The organism is Zhongshania marina (assembly GCF_002915595.1).
Taxonomy (GTDB): Bacteria; Pseudomonadota; Gammaproteobacteria; order Pseudomonadales; family Spongiibacteraceae; genus Spongiibacter; species Spongiibacter marinus_B.
Window position 1 is genome coordinate 1 of record NZ_PQGG01000019.1, and the last position, 17550, is coordinate 17550.

Genomic DNA, 17550 nt, shown 5'->3' on the forward strand with positions numbered 1-17550 from the left:
TCCAAGCTCTACTCCATTGTATTTTTGCTAAGCGCCTTTTTTAGCTTACTTGGTGCCAGCGCTGCTCAGGCTGCAAGTAAGGTTAACGCACTTACTGCGATTGTGTCTGACCGCTCGGCCCCGACCTTAATTACCGATACTCAGCAATCAATTACGGAATACCTTGTTGGTTATTACAGCCAAACAAGACCACATCAACATAACCGTGGTTTAAGCCCCAATGCAGCCGAGGGGGCAGTATTGGATTAGCCACTAAACCGTGGCCAGTTTTACTTGAGCACTACAGTTTGATGATTATCCCCGTTAATGGGGTAGAGCCAGTATTTTGTTCTTATACAGTGAAACCACGTTAAACATAGAGAATACTGCCTACACTGCGCCTACATTATCAAAACACGCAGTAACTCCCCAAGAGGATATCTTTGTAACTAATTAATTTTATTGGTGCCCGGGGCCGGACTTGAACCGGCACGACATTGCTGTCGGGAGATTTTAAGTCCCCCTTTCCTGTTTGTACCTTTTAATATGTAGCAATACGACTATTGTTTTTAAAGGATTTTTCTGCAATATTATCCCCTGTGTTAATACTGATTAATACGCAAGTTGCTACATATTTGCTACATATTTCTATGGAAGCAACACAGGAGATTACCGTGTCGCGTAAGGTAAAGATAAACAATACATTCCTAAAAAGCCTAGATTCCGAAGACGGAAAACAGGTCGTTTACTGGGACGATGCCCAAAAAGGTTTTGGTGTTCGCGTCAATCCTGGTCGTGTTGTTGATGGTGTCAGAGAGCCCGCGTGCACGTTCTTCATTCAGGATCGACTCAAGGGCCAAACAATTAAAGCCACCATAGGGAAGTACCCTACATTCTCCGCAGAGGCGGCTAGAAAGGTCGCCAAGCTTTGGCTATTAAAGATTGCCAGCGGCGAAGATCCACGCATTCAGAAAGTAGAAGGCTCAGTCGGCGCCACGTTCGGAAATATGATGCTGGGCTACTGTGAGTGGATGGAATCGGAGGGCAAAGTTAGCGCAGCCAAAGTAAAACGCGCGATCAAAAAAGATATTGAAACCGCCTACCCTCGCCTATGGAAAAAACCCGCGAACCAGATCACTCCTGATGACTGCGACCGGATAATAGAGGCCATCGAATCAGAGGGTAAGAAGCGGCAAGCCGATAAGATCCGCGCTTACATGAAGACAGCATTCAGAAAAGCGATTAATGCCAGAGGAAAACGCCGCTACCCCGAGGGCTTACGTATTGCCGACATTAAAATCAATCCGTGTGCCGATATTGAAAAGGTCGAGGGATCAAGTAACGCGAGGGACAGAGCTTTATCAGTGGCAGAGTTCCGCGCCTACTGGAAGCATGCAAAGGCTTTCCCTGAGCCGCGCCGTTCAATAATGATGCTACACGTTCTCAGCGGCGGGCAACGAATAGACCAATTACGACGTATCACACTACCCGACATAGACCGCGATTCAGCTACGGCCACAATGCTCGACTACAAAGGGCGACGAACCACGCCATATAAACACGTATTTCCCCTGCTCCCCGAAGCTTTAACCGCAATTGACAATTTAGCTGGCAGCGGCCTCTACGTCTTTTCATGCAACGGTGGCATATCTCCGGTATCTGACACTTACATTCGGAATGGTGTGATTATGATTCGCAAAGCTATGGAAGCTGCAGAAGAACTTGAAAACGGCCATTTTACACCTGGCTCCATCCGCGCAACGATTGAAACTCGCTTAACAGCTAGCCCGTATCGCGTACCTGAAAACGTGCTTGGGCACCTATTAAGTCACGGTTTGGGCGGCGTTCAGGCTAAGCACTACCAAAAATACAAATTTCACGACGAGAAGCTAGAAGCACTGCAAATGCTGCTCTCAATGCTGGAAGGCAAAGAGCAAACCGGCAAAGTTATACCGATTAACGGGCAAGCTGCCCAATGAAGAATTTGCGCCATACGGCGTAAATAAACGGGGCCACCAGTGCGGGAACACTGAAAGCCCCTAATCACAAAATGAACTACACAGGAGTTCAATCTATGACTACCAGTAATGATACCAAAACAAACCGCCTCCCTGGCGGAATCAATTTCGACCCAAATATGTCGGGAGGCGATCTCTTTGATGATGGGTTCGCGGTACTAGGATGCGCCATAGAGCAAATTAAGCAGGCCGCAAACAAGTTATTTGAAAGCTCTGATGATGACGCGCAAAGCCTAGCCTCATGCCTCTATGGTGCAGTCTGGTTAACTGAAATAGCAAACAATATGTTTTTCACGGCAAGCGAGAAGAAGTATTTAGAGGAGTCACAGCTATGAACACGAATAGAAAAAATGAGTTCAAAGAGCTACTAGCGGAAGTTCCTGAAGATAGGCTCCCAATCCTGCTAACCGGAATGAAGCTTATTTTGGCTAAAGACAAGCGGTTGCTTGAGCTTATCGCCGATGGTGGGAAAGGTGCGGAAATGTTCGATTACATTAATGCGGCTCACGAAAAGAACGCAAAGGAGGCTCTGCTATGAAACAAGTCGCAAAAGTATCATCAGCATCCGTAATTGATGAAGCCGGTAGTATTGCCGAGAGAATTGAAACGTTATCTAAAGTTGTTGTTCTTGGTATCGACAATGAAAAAGGCGGCGACTTGGAGTTAAGTAGTGCAGACGCCTATGAAGCCGCCAGCATGATTGTTGACCTTGCAAGGAGACAAAAGCGTTTAATCGGCCAGATAGAAATTTCTCTCAAATAGGAACCACCACCGCCCCCGCGAGGGGGCAAAGCGGGACGAACCATGCAAACCAAATATGAAGCCATCCGTAAAATTTGGACTAACCACGCAGAAAGCATTTTGATCAGGGCAGAACAAACCCATCTACCCGCTGATACAGAAATAAATAAAATATTCACCCGAATTAATGAAGAGTACGAGCTAGCACCGCCGGAACTACAAGCCCAGCTTAGCCTCTTACCAAAATTTATCGGCGCCGCTACAGCGCTCATGAAGGCTGGCGACTTAAAGCAAGTTAAATTCCATCTAATTAGAATCATTGATGACTACACAAAGCTAAAAGAGGCAATGGAGCTTACCCGCCTTGAAAAATACGATAATAGAACGCTTGAAATCACTGAGGTTAGGCGATCCGCAGGATATAAAGGCCTAAAAAGCCGATGGGCAAGCGAAACTAGAGAAGTCAGAAACCAAATTATCATTGATTTGGCTGCACGCAAGGATGTGTGGGGGCCGATACCGGCCAAGGAGTTATGGCCCGAGTATTTTGCAAGATTGGATTTTGATGGCCTCAACCCAATAGAGGAAGGCCCTTCACGCACATGCGACAGCTCAGTAATTCGGTGCGACGGGTTGCCAAACGGTATTTCATTTAAAACTTTTGAGAATCTACTTTCTGAAACAAGAAACCCAAAATCGAACAAAAAATAACCAATTAGTCCCGATGGCTAAGCCAAGAAAATCCAACCATTTTAATAAGAACCTCGTTACTAATCTGTATCAAGCGAGGTACACAACATGTCAACACAGGCACCCCAATCCACTGGCCTAAGCAACCCCGCAGATGGCTACATCATAGTCCCTAAACTACTTGACGAGCATCAGCTCTCCGAAGTCACAGGGCAAAGCGTTTACAAAATCCGCAAAGACCGAATACAAGGACGCGGGCCAGTATTTGTAAAACTCGGTTCATCCGTTAGGTACCGCCCTTCCGATGTTGCCGACTACATAGCAAGCAATCTTCGCCAGAACACCAGCGAGGGTTAAAATAAATGAACAAAAAAAATGGCCGCACCAAAGGCACGACCACTCAAACAAACACACGCACACAGTATAGCAAAATAGCCAGCCTTGGGCTAAATGGACAAGCGCACCGCATTACTTTTTTTATTCTTGAAAACCCATGCGCCCTGACACATCACATAGCCCATCGGTGCGCAGTTGGCAATGTATCCCACGCGGCCAAGAAAGCTAATGCAAGGCTTGGCAAAGTTGGCCTTCGCCTTATTTGCACAGAACCACACCCCCGAATAATTAATCGCTTTGGCGTACCTTCCCCAGTGCATCAATGGGAGCTTGTAGAGATCGGGGGTGCTGATGAACAATAACACGCCTCTTTTCCCGCTCTATAGTCGAATCAATAACACGACACCAGCCAAAGCAATTAGCCTTTCTGAGGTGGTTAGTTTGGCAGTCTCGCCTACCGTTGGCCCTAAAGCCGACGCTGCAGCTCTGACACCCTACAAAGCCAGCGCCAAAACGAAAGACGTTGCACAACTGTCGCAGTATTACGCCTTAATTCTCGATCATGACAACGACAACAGAACCGGCGAAGCGATCCGAGCAATCTACGACCCGTTAGACGTGGCCTATCTCGCATGGACTACGTCAAGCCACATGCAACGAAAAAAGAATGAGCCAGCCGCTCCACGGTGGAAGGTTCTAATTCCCTTCGTCCAACCAGTAGACGCAGAACGATACACCGGCCTCGCCATTGGCGCCGCCCTACTTTTCGATACTGACAAAGGCCAGACACCTATTCAGCAAGTGCTTTACGCGCCTAACAAGCTGACAAAAGACGCGCCTTATGAAGTCATCGACCACACAGACCGGCTAAAACTAGATCCGCTGGATAATTCTGCAGCTTTAGTAAAAGCATGTTTCAGAGAGTTTGCCGACCACCAGCAACAACAAGCGCAATCTGCGCAGCGGTCGCTACTAAAGCCCCGCCCCGTAGATACTCAGAATGGCAGTATTATTAGCCTAATCTGTGGTGCTTACTCATTGCGCGAACTACTAGAGTGCAACGGCTACCGACGCCAAGGGAGCGCGTATCTTGCGCCTCAAAGCACAACGGGAACCGCTGGCGTTTACATATTAGATGGCGAGAAAGAGCGCCTATACAGCCACCACGGCACCACAGACCCGCTTTCAAACCTAAACCATGATGGCCACGCCCTCGACGCCGCTGACGTGCTTTGCACCCTGCAATATGGCGGTGATGAAACGACCATGATTAAGGAAGAAGCGGCGAAGCTAGACCCCGACGGACAAAAGCACCGGCAAATGGAGCATGTTAAAAAGAAAGCGGAAATACAGCAGGTAAAAACGAACAATGAAACAAAGGACGACCAACCGCTCGACTTGTTCAATAAGTTTGTGCCGCCGCCCTTTCCTATTGGATTACTCCCTAAAGTAATTGCCGACTATGCCACCGACCAATCAACCCTAATCGGGGTAGATCCCGCCGTCATTGGTATGAGCGCAATTTGTGCGGCTGCAAGCTGTATCGATGACCGGATAAAAATACAGCCAAAACGAAACGACCCGACATGGACAGAAAGCGCGCGTCTTTGGGTGGCAATAATCGGAGATCCATCGACCAAAAAAAGCCCAGGAATATCCAAAGCGATGAAGCCGCTTTTCAAGATCGACCAACGGTGGAGAACTGAAACCGCCAAAGCCCTCTACGAGTGGCAAAAAGATTGTGATGCGGTACAAAAAGGCGACGACCTACCAGACCGTCCGATTGAAAAGCGCCTAATCGTTAACGACATAACCGTCGAGAAGTTAGGCGACATTTTGAGCAAGTCAGAACCGCGCGGCATTCTCAGTTATCAAGACGAGCTGACCGGCTGGCTGACCTCAATGGACGCCTATAAAAACGGTGCGGGCAAAGATCGAGCAGCATGGCTAGAAGCATTCAATGGAGGGCCTAAAGCAATTGATCGTATAGGCCGAGGCTCTACTTTCGTGGACAACTGGAGCACTTGCGTACTAGGCGGCATTCAGCCCCAAGTCGTGCAAAACTACGCCCACAACACCAACCACGACGGAATGATCCAGCGGTTTTTATTGGTGTTCGCAGACCCGGCAAAACTAGATAAGGATATAAGCCCAAACCTGACCACGCTGGACGAATACAGGGGCTCACTGGAGCAATTAGCCGGTCTGATGCCTAGCAGTAAGCCCGTTACTCTTTCGGAGCCAGCACAGCTCATTAGAGAGGCCCTGAACGAGAAGTTGCACAACGCAACAGTAAGCCTTCCAAATAAGTTTTTAACGGCTGCAATGGGTAAATGGCAAGGGATCTATGCCCGCCTGCTACTGGTATTTCACTGCTTAGAAATGGCAGAAGAATTTACGCACCCGACAAGCCAGCCAGTTAGCGGCAAAACAGCGCAACAAGTTGCCAACTTAATGTGGCGTGTACTTCTCCCCCACGCGGTTAGGTTTTACCACGACCTAGACCCAGCGGAAGAAAACGCCCGCAACATTGCTTCACTACTACTAGCTAGAAACTGGGAAAGGTTCACTGTTAAACGAGACCTTGACCGGTATATGAAGGCCACGCGGAAAATGAAGCCCTGGGAACTAGAGCAAACCCTTGACCGACTAGAAGCGTTTAGCTGGATACAACCAGACCCCGGCAAGATAAACGAAAAAGGCAAACCATCAGCCTACCTAGTAAACCCTAAAGTGCACACGCTATTCACCGAACACGCAAAGATAGAGCGAGAACGCAGAGCGGAAGTGTCGGCGATGATGGCAGAAATAGGTAGATAACATGATTGTCGAAAATGTCGTACGTGCGCGCGTAACAGATAGAAGAAAAGCGACTATTTATAATAAAAAATATAGAAATGCTGACTCTCTTACGTGCACGCATACGACAAAGGCGACATTAAGCACGCAAAGACTGGCTAGAGTGGTTGCGTCCGAACTGGATAACCAAAACCCCACACCCCTATCACGCCCTAAATTACCTGATTTTACATTAAACTTTTGTAACACAGGAGATTTGTAATCACCCGTATTAATCAGTATTAATCTACTATACAAGCACCATTTGTTAGTACGCCTAATAATATGTAGCATATATGTAGCATCTTATTAAATTAGACCTAACAAACAACAGAGATACCAGCACTTATGAGCAAGATACAAGAACCACCACATAAGTTATCCGGTAACTGGATTAAGGATCTAGACGGACGTACCGAACTCGCCCAAACAATGCGCGCCAACTACCTAGAAATGACCAACCACCTAGGCGGCGATGGAGTCTTGAGCTATTCGCAACGCGCCCTAGTCGAACAGGCTTTATGGCTTCAATACTGGCTAAGGCAAGAGAACGCCAAAATGGCTAATGGTGGCGAATATGACGTGGGCAAGGTAACGGCAGCATCGAACAGCCTACAAGGCATCCTGATGAAGCTAGGACTACGCAAACAAGCCCGCGACGTAAGCCTGAAGGATCTAGTCGACAGGGTCGCGCAATGAACTACATTCAGTTCATCGATACCCCCGAATTAATGGGGGATACCTTTCAAGGCGAAAGCCGCCAACCGATGCGAACCGTACTCACAGCAGCTTATGGGTTGCCACTTACTGACGACCAAACATCTTTTTTTAAGAAGGTAGCCGGTGGCCGAAACCCACCAAAAAAGCGAGTAAACGCACTTGCAATAGGTATAGGGCGCCGTAATGCTAAAACCGAAACAGTAATGAGCGTGGCCTTGTATATATGCGCAATAGAAGGCAGCAGCGAGCGCATACAATCGAGACTAAGCCCCGGCGAATCTGCTGTTGTCGCTGTTATCTCACCAGACCGCAATCAATCAAAAATCGCTATGCAATACGCGGCGGGGATGGTTGAGCAATCCCCAGTCCTTCGCTCAATGGTAATTCGGCAAGACAGCGAGTGCATAGAATTTTCAAATCGCACTCGGATCGAGGTTAATACCGCAAGCTTTCGCGCCGTACGTGGACGGACATTACTAGCATTAATACTAGACGAATGCGCCTTTTTCAGAACTGATAATAGCGCCAATCCAGACGTAGAAATTTATCGCGCCGCCGTACCGGGGCTTGCAACACTCGGCGGTATGGTGATCCTCATTAGCAGCCCTTACGCAAAGCGTGGATTGCTGTATTCAATGCATCAGGATCACTACGGCCGCGACAGCACCACCCTGTACATCAAAGGCAGCACATTAGATTTTAACCCAACTCTTGACCCGCAGATTATTTACGACGCCTTACGTGACGACCCAGAAGCCGCCAAGTCTGAATGGCTAGGAGAATTTCGCTCAGACCTTGAAGCCTTCATTAGCCGCGAAGTAATTGAGTCATGCACCCGAACCAGCCCGCTTGAATTGCCATACAACAACAAGTTTCGATATTTCGGTTTTGCCGATCCAGCAGGTGGTGGACAGGATGAGTTCACTATGGCCATTGGACACCATGAAGGCGATGTCACCATTGTTGATGTTGTACGCGGTTTAAAAGGCACACCAAGCGCAATCGTTGCCGAGTATGCGCAGCTATTCAAAGCCTACAAGGTCAGCTCCATTATTGGCGACCGCTACGCTGGCTCATGGCCTGCCGATGAATTTAAGAAGCACGGCATTACGCTAAACCATAGTGAGAAAGCAAAGAGCGATTTATATGTCGATTGCCTACCCATGCTTAACAGTGGGCGCGTAGAGCTGCCACCCGACACCATCCTTACCAACCAACTAACCAACCTAGAGCGCCGCACTAGCCGCTCAGGGCGCGACAGTATCGACCACCCAAGCGGCGGACATGATGACAGAGCAAACGCTATGGCCGGATTGGTGGCGACCAATGCCAAGCGTTCCAGGTACACCCTCGCCAATGTTTCATGAACAGGATCACCAATACTTAACCTTTGAGGTAACACCTATGAACTTAGCAGACCAAGCATACAACGATTATGTAAACGATTTAGAGAGCGGGAATTACCATCGCAAGAAAAAGCACAACGAAAGGCGCATTGATGAGGCGCGGCTGTATGGCGACATCATCCCCGATGGCGGCAAGGTCAGCGTTAGCCTAATCATGATGGATAGCATCGACCAAATTCAGCAGGAGATTATGTCTAATTCAGCGCAGCGTGAACAAGATCGGCAAGACGCTATCCGCGACCACCACGCCGCAACACACGAGCAATGCTCAAAGCAGGACGCATACGACAGTTATGTTAATGATCTAACTAGCGGCAACTACTACAATCAATGGAGAAACCCAGCATGAACGAATTACGCCAAGTAATTGCAGACGCATTGTCTACAGACCTAACCTCTGCCCAATATCTTGATATACAAAATCAGATAGATACACGACGGAGAGAGGTATCTGCTCGCTTAGCTGCTATTAAGCCAGTTGGTAAGCATGGCGGCGAAGCAGGCCCCGAACGCCGCAAGGCTTTAATCAGCGGCACACCTGATGATGTTCGCGCCATCGAAAACGAGTATGCGGATCTCTCAATCGAGGCTGAACAGCTAGACATGCAGCGCCAAGCCATTCGGAACCGCCTTGATTCGGCCTCTCACAAGGAAGCAGCGGAAAGCATACCTGCAATGCTTAAAGACCTTGAATCACGAATGACAGCCATCGAGTCAACACGCGACCGGCTAAACACGCAGCTACAGGAGTTTGATTCAGCGTATAACGCAGTAGTCACAGCCAGAAGCATAGCTATTCGTGGCGGGCATATACCAGCAACACCCAAGCCTCGACTTGCTGAACGTATCCGAGCGTTTGCACCTTGGGCCGAACACTTGAGAACGCGGGTATTTGGGCGGCATTGCGACCACTCCGAGGAGTTAGGAATAACCTTCTCGCAAGGGCATTTAGGCCAATCCCTTTAACTTATAACTGTCAGCGCACTACCTATGGTGGTGCCGCGTACCGCCGGTTTAGAGCGCGGGTAACATCACCGGCAGCCAGTGCCGCGAGGCCTCCTTTGCAGATGGCGGTGAACTGGTACTAAGCCCCTTAATTGGGGCTTTTTTACGCCTAGCCCTAAAATCCTCTTCTTTAGCTAAGCGGGAATTCCCGCTTTGCAGTAGTACGCGCGCGAGGCAATCAGCCACCAGCTCAAAGGTGGGATTTTCCGTAATTACAGCAGTACAGGCGGGAAGCAAGCAGCTTGAGAGCCCAAAATGTAGATTTACCCTTAGCCCAACCCGATATGCAGATATGCACATCGTCACACGGGCAAACTACCGGCATCACGGTATTTAGAAACTATGCAGATATGCACAGTTGAAAGCCGAGCTCCAAACTGGACAATTTTGTCTAGTTTACAATTCCGAGAACCGGCCCTTTTAAGGGTGCCTTTTGAAAACTGACCCTTTCGGATTTAAGATCCAGAAGTATTAGCCGTCACTCTGGCGATCGTCTTCACTATCTAGCAATTCAGACCTAAGAACCTTCACCCACTCGGGAGCGTCAATTGATACCCGAACTTGGCCGCCATTAATTTGCCGAATGTGAACGACGATGTCTTCATCTATCTGGAACGACTCGCCAGAACGGCGCGTGATTGTAAGCATATCCTTTGCCTCTTTATCGTTAGTCCAAGCCAAAGAATAGCACTAGATAGCGGATTGATTAAACAGATCGAGACTGACTAAAGACAATTCAGCGGGAGATTGGAAATAAATTGCTTAGATTAATTTATTCTAAGCTGCTACATATTTGCTACATATTTGAGGGTGGTTAGTAAACACTATCAAGGAGAGTGGTGCCCGGGGCCGGACTTGAACCGGCACGACATTGCTGTCGGGAGATTTTAAGTCTCCTGTGTCTACCGATTTCACCACCCGGGCTAAGGGGTTTGGCGTAGGCCAATGTGATATGCAGGACGCGGAAAAATACGCCGAAACTGCTTATGCGGTAGTGCTAAAAAAGCGTTCGCAGTCTACTTATACTGTCCTAAAAAATCAACGGCTTAGATCAGTTAATTACAGTTTAAGCTGCCACTTTTTGCAGCTTAACTTTGTGGGCGTCGCGTCTACGTACCAAAACTAGCAATCCTGAGGCTAATAGCAGCATTGCGACAAAGGGGTATTTTAATCCATAAACCAAAGGGCTTAGGCTGATTCGGGTCGCTAAACGCAGAGCGTCAGAGCTCGCAATGCGATCTGCAATTGGCGGCGAATACCGGTAATAGGCTGCGACAAATGCCTGCCCCCACTTATAGGGCAACAACACCTTGTCACGAAATTCACGCAGAATTTTAACGTCAGGAGCTAAATAGCTGCCATAGGCGGCAGTCGCAATAAAGCATGCTCCACCCCCGCCATTGCGCGACGAAGGCGTTGCTTGCGTCGATGCGGGAGTTGCAAGGGGGATCGGGTCAGCCCCGATTAAAGACGCCAAATAACTTGCAGCAGCCTCAGCGTTAATTAAGCCACTTCCCGTTACATCGTCTTTGCCCTCACTGGCCCGAAAACCTTTTACGTCGATTGCGGTGTTTGTTACTGACGCAATCAATTGCTCCGGACTAACCCCTGCATACGCTTCTTTGAATAGCGCAAATACCGCTGCCGCGTTTGGTGCCGCCGCCGAAGTACCATAAAAGTTTAGAAAATTGTCTGGCTCGCCGGCTTCTGAGGGCACTACCGACGACCCCAGCACCGTATTATTATTACCATCGATAGCGGCAAAATGAGGAGCTGATCGTGTTTGCGGCGCGTATTGCCCATTACTATCAAACTGAATAGTGATATCACCACCACGCGAACTGAAGGGCTCTGGGTCAATTTCGATAGTGTCATAGGCTTCAGGTCGATATTCAGGCGACTCCCACCACGGAACCGCTGCGACACTCGCAACGCCCCGCGCAGTTGAATGCCCCCACACTGACGGCCCGTTGTAATCGTATTCCACACTCACCAGCTCATCGCCAGTCAACAACAAGCGAAACTCTAGGGGTACGCCGCTTTGCTGAGGAATGTCACCCTGACTACCATCAAAGTGCTCTACAGCAAGGTAAAACGTCTCAGGTGAAGCACCGGAGGTCAGTATGACAACTTCCGACGCATCTCCCCTCGGGTTTCCGGTCGTACCCTGTTCGTCGCTGCTGCGGGCATAAAAATGACGAGAGGACGGGTTTAATGCAGCGACGGATTCCGCCCTCGTTGCGTACAAATCCAAATCAATCTGTGCGCCATTGGCAGAATTTATCGAGCTGTTTGGTTGATTCCAGATAAGTACTGCGTAAACAGTTGAGTTAGCGGGAATACGCAACTCTAAAAATGCATCCTCCCCGCTATTACTCCAATTATGTAAATCATTACCACTGGGAAATCGACTAAGACCAGGCTCGTCAATATTCGCCACTAAGTCTCTGTAAACATAGCGATAGGCTTGGTCTCGATCGTTACCTGCCGCCGTTAAATAAGGAATGCCTTTGCTTACACAATTACTCGCCGCCAAAGCGGGCACATCGTCTTGATAAGCGCTTTCATTGAGAAACAAAATATCATCAACCACGATATCAGCACGACCATTCGCGCAAAGCTGATCTATCGCATCGGCCATTTCTGCCCTGCTCCGCCCAGCCGCATGAAAAATCATCGCCGCTCCGGGGGCCGCATCGTGGATTAATTCCCCCATTGCGGCGCCTTCGTCAGTGCCTTCAGGCACATCGTCTCGCAATATCGAGATAAGAGCAGGAAGGTCGCCGCTATCTTGTTGCCGACTCCCCTGTAATATTCCCGCGTCAAACTGTGCGGGCACCGTGTTTCCGTCGCGGACAATTGAGGTTTGCGCAAAGCTGTCTGAAATAATACCAATAGTCTGCCCGCTACCATCAACACCAAGCGCACTCGCAGCCAAGTCGGAGCGCATTGCTTTTGGTGCTCGACTGGTCACAGCGCCAACTCTTAGTATTGTTGGCGGCAAATAGCGGATCTCTCGAATGCTTTCATTCTCGGACAAACGCGATAAATCTGCAGCACTGCGAATTTGAACGGTTGCTCGCTTGCCATCCTTAGCGAGAAAGGACAAAGCAATACCCTGCTCCTCCAAAAACTGGGGCAAGCCATCAGCTGTATTTAAAAACAACTCAACGTCTACACCCCTAGTTGCTAAGCCCCCAATAAGGCGAGTCACCATCGGCCCAGCACTGTCAACAATGGGCTTTAGAGAAAGAGAGGCTATGTCGCTACTGGCACTATTAACGGCTATAGCCTTCAGGTGGCTATCCACCTTCGCGATAAAATCACCCAACTTTCTGTCCGCCTGCTTAATATTAGCGCTCGCCCATACAGCGCCCCCAGAAAAAAGCAGGAACAGCACACAACAAACAATTGATGTCTTATTTTTGAAACTCATCAAAAACCTTTATTGCCACGGCCATTTTGGGTGCAGAGCTGCTAATAGAAACAACGCTCACCCCATATATTTTAGATAGCGCCATTAATTGCTCGGCACTTTTCGCCCACAAATAAATTCGCTGATTGGCAGGGTTAATATAATCTACGCTATAGCCCGCCTGACGGATCTTTTCGATAATGGCATCGGTTTTCTCCTCCCAATAGCGAATATCCAACAGCAAGCCTTTTTCAGCGTCGATAAAATACCCTGGTGTTTGTATCGCCTGCTGCCACAAAGTATCGTCTAGTCGCAAAAATCTATCCAGCGGGGATTGGTATACCACGCGCTGAATCACATCGGCATCTTGCTTTGCAGCTTGGCGCTCAGACTCGTGATTGCTACAGGAAAGTAATAATCCGCCAAATGCCACAGCAATTAGCGCCACGTCGACTACCGCAATTAATACCCCTCTGAATTTACTCATAGCAATTCACCAGCCCAGACATACTCATAACAAGCATATCGACTGCAGCTCATTTGCAATGTAAGGGATTTACCTAGTGAGATTACGTAGCAGGCACGGTTGAGTTTGCGCCGGAACGATATGGAAACAGATTAAATAGCTTCGGTGGACAGTGGTTGGGTTTTATTGTTGCGAAATAGTTGCGGTTAGTAGCCGCTTACTGGGAAAGTCTTTGAGAAATGGAGGCGCGGGTCGGAATCGAACCGGCGTACACGGAGTTGCAGTCCGCTGCATGACCACTCTGCCACCGCGCCTAAGTCACTTTGTAATACACATTTACTTGTGTACGCCGGTGTTGCCGGCTCTTTCAATCTCGCCGTAGGCACTGGAGCTGCAGTCCGCTTCATGACCACTCTGCCACCGCGCCTAAATCACTTTGTAATACACATTACCTTAGGCACTGGTTTGCAATCCACTAGAGGGAACGCAGCGCCATACTGCATCGCAGGTGATCTGCTCCGCTGCGATATATTGGAGCGGGAAAGGAGGCTCGAACTCCCGACCTCAACCTTGGCAAGGTTGCGCTCTACCAACTGAGCTATTCCCGCGTCACTTATACCTCGAGTTTTTACTTGATCTCTCAAGCCTGATTTTCAGCATTGAGCTGTGCTTCAGGAAGGCGCCTATTCTAGTCAGAGATAATTTCCTGTCAAGGAAAGTCGCTGATTTAACGTAATTTTTTTCTAATTACTGGCGGTATCGCGTAAATCCGGCCACGCGGCGTGCAGATAAATCACCATTGACCATAAAGTGAGCACCGCAGCAGTATATAAACAAATAATATTGGCGTAATACAGATAGCCGTCGCTGTCTGGTGACACCAATAGCCAACCAAAAATCGCCACCATTTGGGCTGTTGTTTTGATTTTACCTAGATACGACACCGCAACACTGGTGCGCTTACCTAGTTCAGCCATCCACTCCCGCAGCGCAGATATGACGATTTCTCGACCGATAATAATTAGCGCTGGAATGGTAAACCACGCCGCATCGTATCGCTCAATCAACAGGGCCAGCGCGACAGCAACCATCAACTTGTCGGCCACTGGATCAAGGAATGCCCCAAGCGCCGTGCTCTGACCCAATTTGCGGGCAAGATAACCATCTAACCAATCTGTTCCCGCTGCGACTGCAAAAACCGCCGCCGTTAAAAAATAGGTGTGCGCCTCGGGCCAATAGAATAACGCCACAAGCACCGGTATTAGGACAATCCGGAACAAGGTAAGGGAGTTGGGTATATTCATATTGATCTCATCAGCGGCAGTCCCGCCTATTCTATTCGGTTTTTAAGCGCTGCGCAGGCCTTCGTGAATTTGCAGGGCAATTTTCTCACTAATACCCGCCACACGTTGCAAATCTTCAACACTAGCCTGTTTTACCCCCTGCAGCCCACCAAAGTGCCTAAGCAGCTCGCGACGACGTTTTGCGCCAACTCCGGGAATGGACTCTAGGCTTGACTGTCTTCTCGCCTTATCTCTGCGCGCCTTATGGCCGGTGATGGCAAAACGGTGGGATTCATCCCGGATATGTTGAATAAGGTGAAGCGCGGGACTGTTGTCGGGGAGTGTAATTTCGCGACCATTATCACCACGAATCAATACCTCTAAGCCTGCGCGACGATCGGAACCCTTGGCAACGCCCACCATAAACAGGCCTTCGATGCCCAGCTCCGCCATAACCTGCTTGGCCTGACTAAGCTGCCCCTTGCCGCCATCGATAAACAAAATATCCGGCATCACAATCTCGCCAGCTTTTACCCGTTTATAGCGACGACTGAGTGCTTGGTGCATAGCGGCATAATCATCGCCGGCGGCAACGCCTTCAATATTCATTTTTCGATAATCAGACTTTAGCGGGCCATTGCCGTCAAAAACTACGCAGGACGCAACCGTCGCTTCGCCGCTGCTATGGCTAATATCAAAACATTCCATGCGCTCCGGCTTGCTCTCTAACTCCAACACCGCTTGCAGGGCTTTAAAACGCTTTAAACTACTCGCCGACGAAGCGAGCCTATTTGCTAAATTCTGTTCGGCAGCCGTCATCGCCAAATTCAACCACTTAGCTCTATGGCTGCGAACATTGTGGCTGATACTCACCTGCCGGCCCGCCTGCTCACTTAAACCACCAGCCAGTAGAGCGGCGTCGTCGAGAGCAATATTTGTAATAATTTCCCTTGGCATATCTACACTGCCAGTACCAATCAAATAGTGCTGGGCAACAAAGGCTTCCAATTGGGAAACTAGGGATTCTTCTAGCTGACTCTTTGGGAAATAGCTGCGACTACCCAGCACCCGACCACCGCGTACGCACAGCAATTGCACGCATACTGTCCCGCCATCCATCACCCCGGCGACAATATCAATATCACCGGTTTCTCCCTCAATACATTGGCTTGCCTGGACCTGCTGTAAATGGCCAATTCGATCCCTAAGCTCCGCTGCCTTTTCAAATTCTAAGGCACTTGCACAACGCTCCATTTCATCGGCCAACTCACGGCTAACATCGACACTTTTCCCCTTCAAAAACAACTGAGTATGATTAACATCTAAAGCGTATTCTTCATCACTAATTGCGTTCACACAGGGCCCAGAACAACGACCAATTTGGTACTGTAAACAGGGCCTGCTGCGACCACGGTAATAGCTGTCTTCGCACTGACGAACGCGAAATACCTTTTGTAGCCAACTAAGGCTTTCACGTACCGCAGCCCCACTCGGATAGGGCCCAAAGTACATGCCTTTGCCCTTTTTACTACCGCGATGGATGCTCAGGCGCGGATGCTTATGGTCGGTGCTTAAATAAATATAGGGATAGGATTTGTCGTCTCGAAGCAGAATATTGTATGGCGGCTTGTATTGCTTAATGAGGTTTTGTTCAAGCAATAGCGCCTCGCGCTCGCTAGCGGTAACGGTAACTTCAATCTGCTGAATCCGCGACACAAGCGCCACAGTTTTACTGGTTAGACCACTGGCGCGAAAATAACTACTCAACCTATTGCGTAGGTTTTTAGCCTTACCGACGTACAACACCTCTGCCGCCGCGTTCAGCATCACGTAAACGCCCGCCTTTACCGTGACGTTTTTAAGGAAGGTTTTGGAGTCAAACACTGGGGCGCCTTGATCTAATGCGGGGCCGCTAGCGTTTTTATTTGTACTACTCATACCACTGCACGCCGCCAACTACGCTTCAGGCGCATCAATCAAACCGTGACGCATTGCCAATAAAGTAAGCTCAACATCGCCGTTTATGTTCAGCTTTTCAAACACGCGATAGCGATAGCTATTCACCGTTTTAGCCGAAATATGCAGATTTTCGGCAATATCTTGCACCTTGTGGCAACTGGCAATCATCAAACTTATTTGCATTTCTCGCTCAGACAACATCTCAAAGGGTGAGCCATCGTCACCATTTAACTGACTCAGCGCCATTGTTTGGGCAACACAAGGGCTTATATAGCGCTGTCCCTTGGCTACTTGACGAACCGCAAGCACCATTTCTTGCTCAGACGCACCCTTTGTTACATAAGCGGAGGCGCCAGCTTTTAATAGCAAGCTGGGCATTGGCTCTTGATCATAGGCACTTAATGCGATCACACGGGTTTCTGGGGAGATTTGTTTTAATTTACGGGTGGCTTCTAAGCCGCCAATCCCAGGCATTCGAACATCCATTAAAACCACATCGGGCCGAAGAATTCGGCAGCTACTTATAGCCTCTTCACCGCTGGCAGCTTGCGCGATAACAGAAATGCCATCGGCATCTTCTAACATCCTCACTATTCCGGCACGCACCATAGCGTGATCGTCGGCAACTAACACTGTGATCATGTACTACCCCACATCGAATGCCCAAACAATACCACCCTGAACTGGGCCTAAC

At 49.0% G+C, this 17550-nt stretch carries 18 protein-coding genes and 3 tRNA genes; 12 read left to right on the plus strand and 9 right to left on the minus strand.

Annotation, left to right across the window (positions count from 1 at the left end; genetic code table 11):
- The 12 genes from C0068_RS19505 to C0068_RS07775 form a co-directional block, all read left to right on the plus strand.
- Positions 1-249, plus strand: a 249-nt coding sequence (locus C0068_RS19505; RefSeq protein WP_158249937.1) for a hypothetical protein, incomplete at its 5' end; no start/stop codon positions are given.
- A gap of 404 nt (positions 250-653) precedes the next feature.
- The gene (locus C0068_RS07725) at positions 654-1958 is read left to right on the plus strand and encodes a site-specific integrase family protein (protein WP_199176136.1); all 1305 of its coding nucleotides are present in this window, start codon (positions 654-656) and stop codon (positions 1956-1958) included.
- Positions 1959-2053: 95 nt separating this feature from the next.
- On the plus strand, positions 2054-2332 hold the full coding sequence (locus C0068_RS07730; RefSeq protein ID WP_103683919.1) for a hypothetical protein: 279 nt from the start codon (positions 2054-2056) through the stop codon (positions 2330-2332).
- Positions 2329-2535, plus strand: a complete 207-nt coding sequence (locus C0068_RS07735) for a hypothetical protein (RefSeq protein WP_103683920.1) — start codon at positions 2329-2331, stop codon at positions 2533-2535. The genes C0068_RS07730 and C0068_RS07735 overlap by 4 nt, the downstream gene beginning before the upstream one ends.
- Complete coding sequence (locus tag C0068_RS07740; RefSeq protein WP_103683921.1) at positions 2532-2759, plus strand: hypothetical protein; 228 nt, start codon at positions 2532-2534, stop codon at positions 2757-2759. The genes C0068_RS07735 and C0068_RS07740 overlap by 4 nt, the downstream gene beginning before the upstream one ends.
- A 42-nt stretch (positions 2760-2801) precedes the next feature.
- Positions 2802-3449: a hypothetical protein gene (locus tag C0068_RS07745; RefSeq protein WP_103683922.1), complete on the plus strand. Its 648-nt coding sequence runs from the start codon at positions 2802-2804 to the stop codon at positions 3447-3449.
- Between the two features lie 87 nt (positions 3450-3536).
- Positions 3537-3785, plus strand: coding sequence for a helix-turn-helix transcriptional regulator (locus C0068_RS19435; protein WP_146047853.1), 249 nt, complete (start codon positions 3537-3539; stop codon positions 3783-3785).
- 330 nt (positions 3786-4115) lie between these two features.
- Entirely contained in the window at positions 4116-6584 is a 2469-nt protein-coding gene (locus C0068_RS19555) for a DUF3987 domain-containing protein (RefSeq protein ID WP_199176137.1), read from the plus strand.
- Between the two features lie 366 nt (positions 6585-6950).
- Positions 6951-7301: a hypothetical protein gene (locus C0068_RS07760; protein ID WP_103683924.1), complete on the plus strand. Its 351-nt coding sequence runs from the start codon at positions 6951-6953 to the stop codon at positions 7299-7301.
- Complete coding sequence (locus C0068_RS07765) at positions 7298-8689, plus strand: hypothetical protein (RefSeq protein ID WP_103683925.1); 1392 nt, start codon at positions 7298-7300, stop codon at positions 8687-8689. The genes C0068_RS07760 and C0068_RS07765 overlap by 4 nt, the downstream gene beginning before the upstream one ends.
- 37 nt (positions 8690-8726) lie before the next feature.
- Positions 8727-9077, plus strand: a complete 351-nt coding sequence (locus C0068_RS07770) for a hypothetical protein (RefSeq protein ID WP_146047854.1) — start codon at positions 8727-8729, stop codon at positions 9075-9077.
- A complete protein-coding gene (locus C0068_RS07775) occupies positions 9074-9694 on the plus strand; it encodes a hypothetical protein (protein WP_103683927.1) in 621 nt (206 codons plus the stop codon). The genes C0068_RS07770 and C0068_RS07775 overlap by 4 nt, the downstream gene beginning before the upstream one ends.
- Positions 9695-10204: 510 nt before the next feature.
- On the opposite strand, the gene C0068_RS07780 is transcribed toward C0068_RS07775, so the two are convergent.
- The 9 genes from C0068_RS07780 to uvrY all read right to left on the minus strand — a co-directional run bounded on the left by C0068_RS07780 (position 10205) and on the right by uvrY (position 17498).
- Positions 10205-10381, minus strand: coding sequence for a carbon storage regulator (locus C0068_RS07780; protein WP_103683928.1), 177 nt, complete (start codon positions 10379-10381; stop codon positions 10205-10207).
- A gap of 189 nt (positions 10382-10570) precedes the next feature.
- Positions 10571-10657 (minus strand) — tRNA-Leu (locus C0068_RS07785).
- 142 nt (positions 10658-10799) lie between these two features.
- Positions 10800-13064: a CFI-box-CTERM domain-containing protein gene (locus C0068_RS07790; protein ID WP_158249938.1), complete on the minus strand. Its 2265-nt coding sequence runs from the start codon at positions 13062-13064 to the stop codon at positions 10800-10802.
- An 88-nt stretch (positions 13065-13152) separates the two neighbouring features.
- Positions 13153-13635 carry a hypothetical protein gene (locus tag C0068_RS07795; protein WP_103683930.1) on the minus strand — a complete coding sequence of 161 codons (483 nt, stop codon included), beginning with the start codon at positions 13633-13635 and terminating at the stop codon, positions 13153-13155.
- A gap of 219 nt (positions 13636-13854) precedes the next feature.
- Positions 13855-13928, minus strand: a tRNA-Cys gene (locus tag C0068_RS07800).
- A gap of 218 nt (positions 13929-14146) precedes the next feature.
- Positions 14147-14222 (minus strand) — tRNA-Gly (locus C0068_RS07805).
- A 135-nt stretch (positions 14223-14357) separates the two neighbouring features.
- Entirely contained in the window at positions 14358-14918 is a 561-nt protein-coding gene (gene pgsA, locus C0068_RS07810) for a CDP-diacylglycerol--glycerol-3-phosphate 3-phosphatidyltransferase (RefSeq protein ID WP_103683931.1), read from the minus strand.
- Between the two features lie 42 nt (positions 14919-14960).
- Complete coding sequence (gene uvrC / locus C0068_RS07815) at positions 14961-16835, minus strand: excinuclease ABC subunit UvrC (protein WP_103683932.1); 1875 nt, start codon at positions 16833-16835, stop codon at positions 14961-14963.
- An 18-nt stretch (positions 16836-16853) separates the two neighbouring features.
- Positions 16854-17498 carry a UvrY/SirA/GacA family response regulator transcription factor gene (gene uvrY, locus C0068_RS07820; RefSeq protein WP_103683933.1) on the minus strand — a complete coding sequence of 215 codons (645 nt, stop codon included), beginning with the start codon at positions 17496-17498 and terminating at the stop codon, positions 16854-16856.
- Between the last annotated feature and the right edge of the window lie 52 nt (positions 17499-17550).

What these genes read in the sequence shown, in the direction of transcription:
- uvrY (WP_103683933.1), bottom strand. Translation starts at nt 17,498, where the DNA reads ATGATCACAGTGTTAGTTGCCGACGATCACGCTATGGTGCGTGCCGGA.
- C0068_RS07730 (WP_103683919.1), top strand. Translation starts at nt 2,054, where the DNA reads ATGACTACCAGTAATGATACCAAAACAAACCGCCTCCCTGGCGGAATC.
- C0068_RS07760 (WP_103683924.1), top strand. Translation starts at nt 6,951, where the DNA reads ATGAGCAAGATACAAGAACCACCACATAAGTTATCCGGTAACTGGATT.
- C0068_RS07780 (WP_103683928.1), bottom strand. Translation starts at nt 10,381, where the DNA reads ATGCTTACAATCACGCGCCGTTCTGGCGAGTCGTTCCAGATAGATGAA.
- C0068_RS07770 (WP_146047854.1), top strand. Translation starts at nt 8,727, where the DNA reads ATGAACTTAGCAGACCAAGCATACAACGATTATGTAAACGATTTAGAG.
- C0068_RS07775 (WP_103683927.1), top strand. Translation starts at nt 9,074, where the DNA reads ATGAACGAATTACGCCAAGTAATTGCAGACGCATTGTCTACAGACCTA.
- pgsA (WP_103683931.1), bottom strand. Translation starts at nt 14,918, where the DNA reads ATGAATATACCCAACTCCCTTACCTTGTTCCGGATTGTCCTAATACCG.
- C0068_RS07795 (WP_103683930.1), bottom strand. Translation starts at nt 13,635, where the DNA reads ATGAGTAAATTCAGAGGGGTATTAATTGCGGTAGTCGACGTGGCGCTA.
- uvrC (WP_103683932.1), bottom strand. Translation starts at nt 16,835, where the DNA reads ATGAGTAGTACAAATAAAAACGCTAGCGGCCCCGCATTAGATCAAGGC.
- C0068_RS07765 (WP_103683925.1), top strand. Translation starts at nt 7,298, where the DNA reads ATGAACTACATTCAGTTCATCGATACCCCCGAATTAATGGGGGATACC.
- C0068_RS19555 (WP_199176137.1), top strand. Translation starts at nt 4,116, where the DNA reads ATGAACAATAACACGCCTCTTTTCCCGCTCTATAGTCGAATCAATAAC.
- C0068_RS07745 (WP_103683922.1), top strand. Translation starts at nt 2,802, where the DNA reads ATGCAAACCAAATATGAAGCCATCCGTAAAATTTGGACTAACCACGCA.
- C0068_RS07740 (WP_103683921.1), top strand. Translation starts at nt 2,532, where the DNA reads ATGAAACAAGTCGCAAAAGTATCATCAGCATCCGTAATTGATGAAGCC.
- C0068_RS19435 (WP_146047853.1), top strand. Translation starts at nt 3,537, where the DNA reads ATGTCAACACAGGCACCCCAATCCACTGGCCTAAGCAACCCCGCAGAT.
- C0068_RS07735 (WP_103683920.1), top strand. Translation starts at nt 2,329, where the DNA reads ATGAACACGAATAGAAAAAATGAGTTCAAAGAGCTACTAGCGGAAGTT.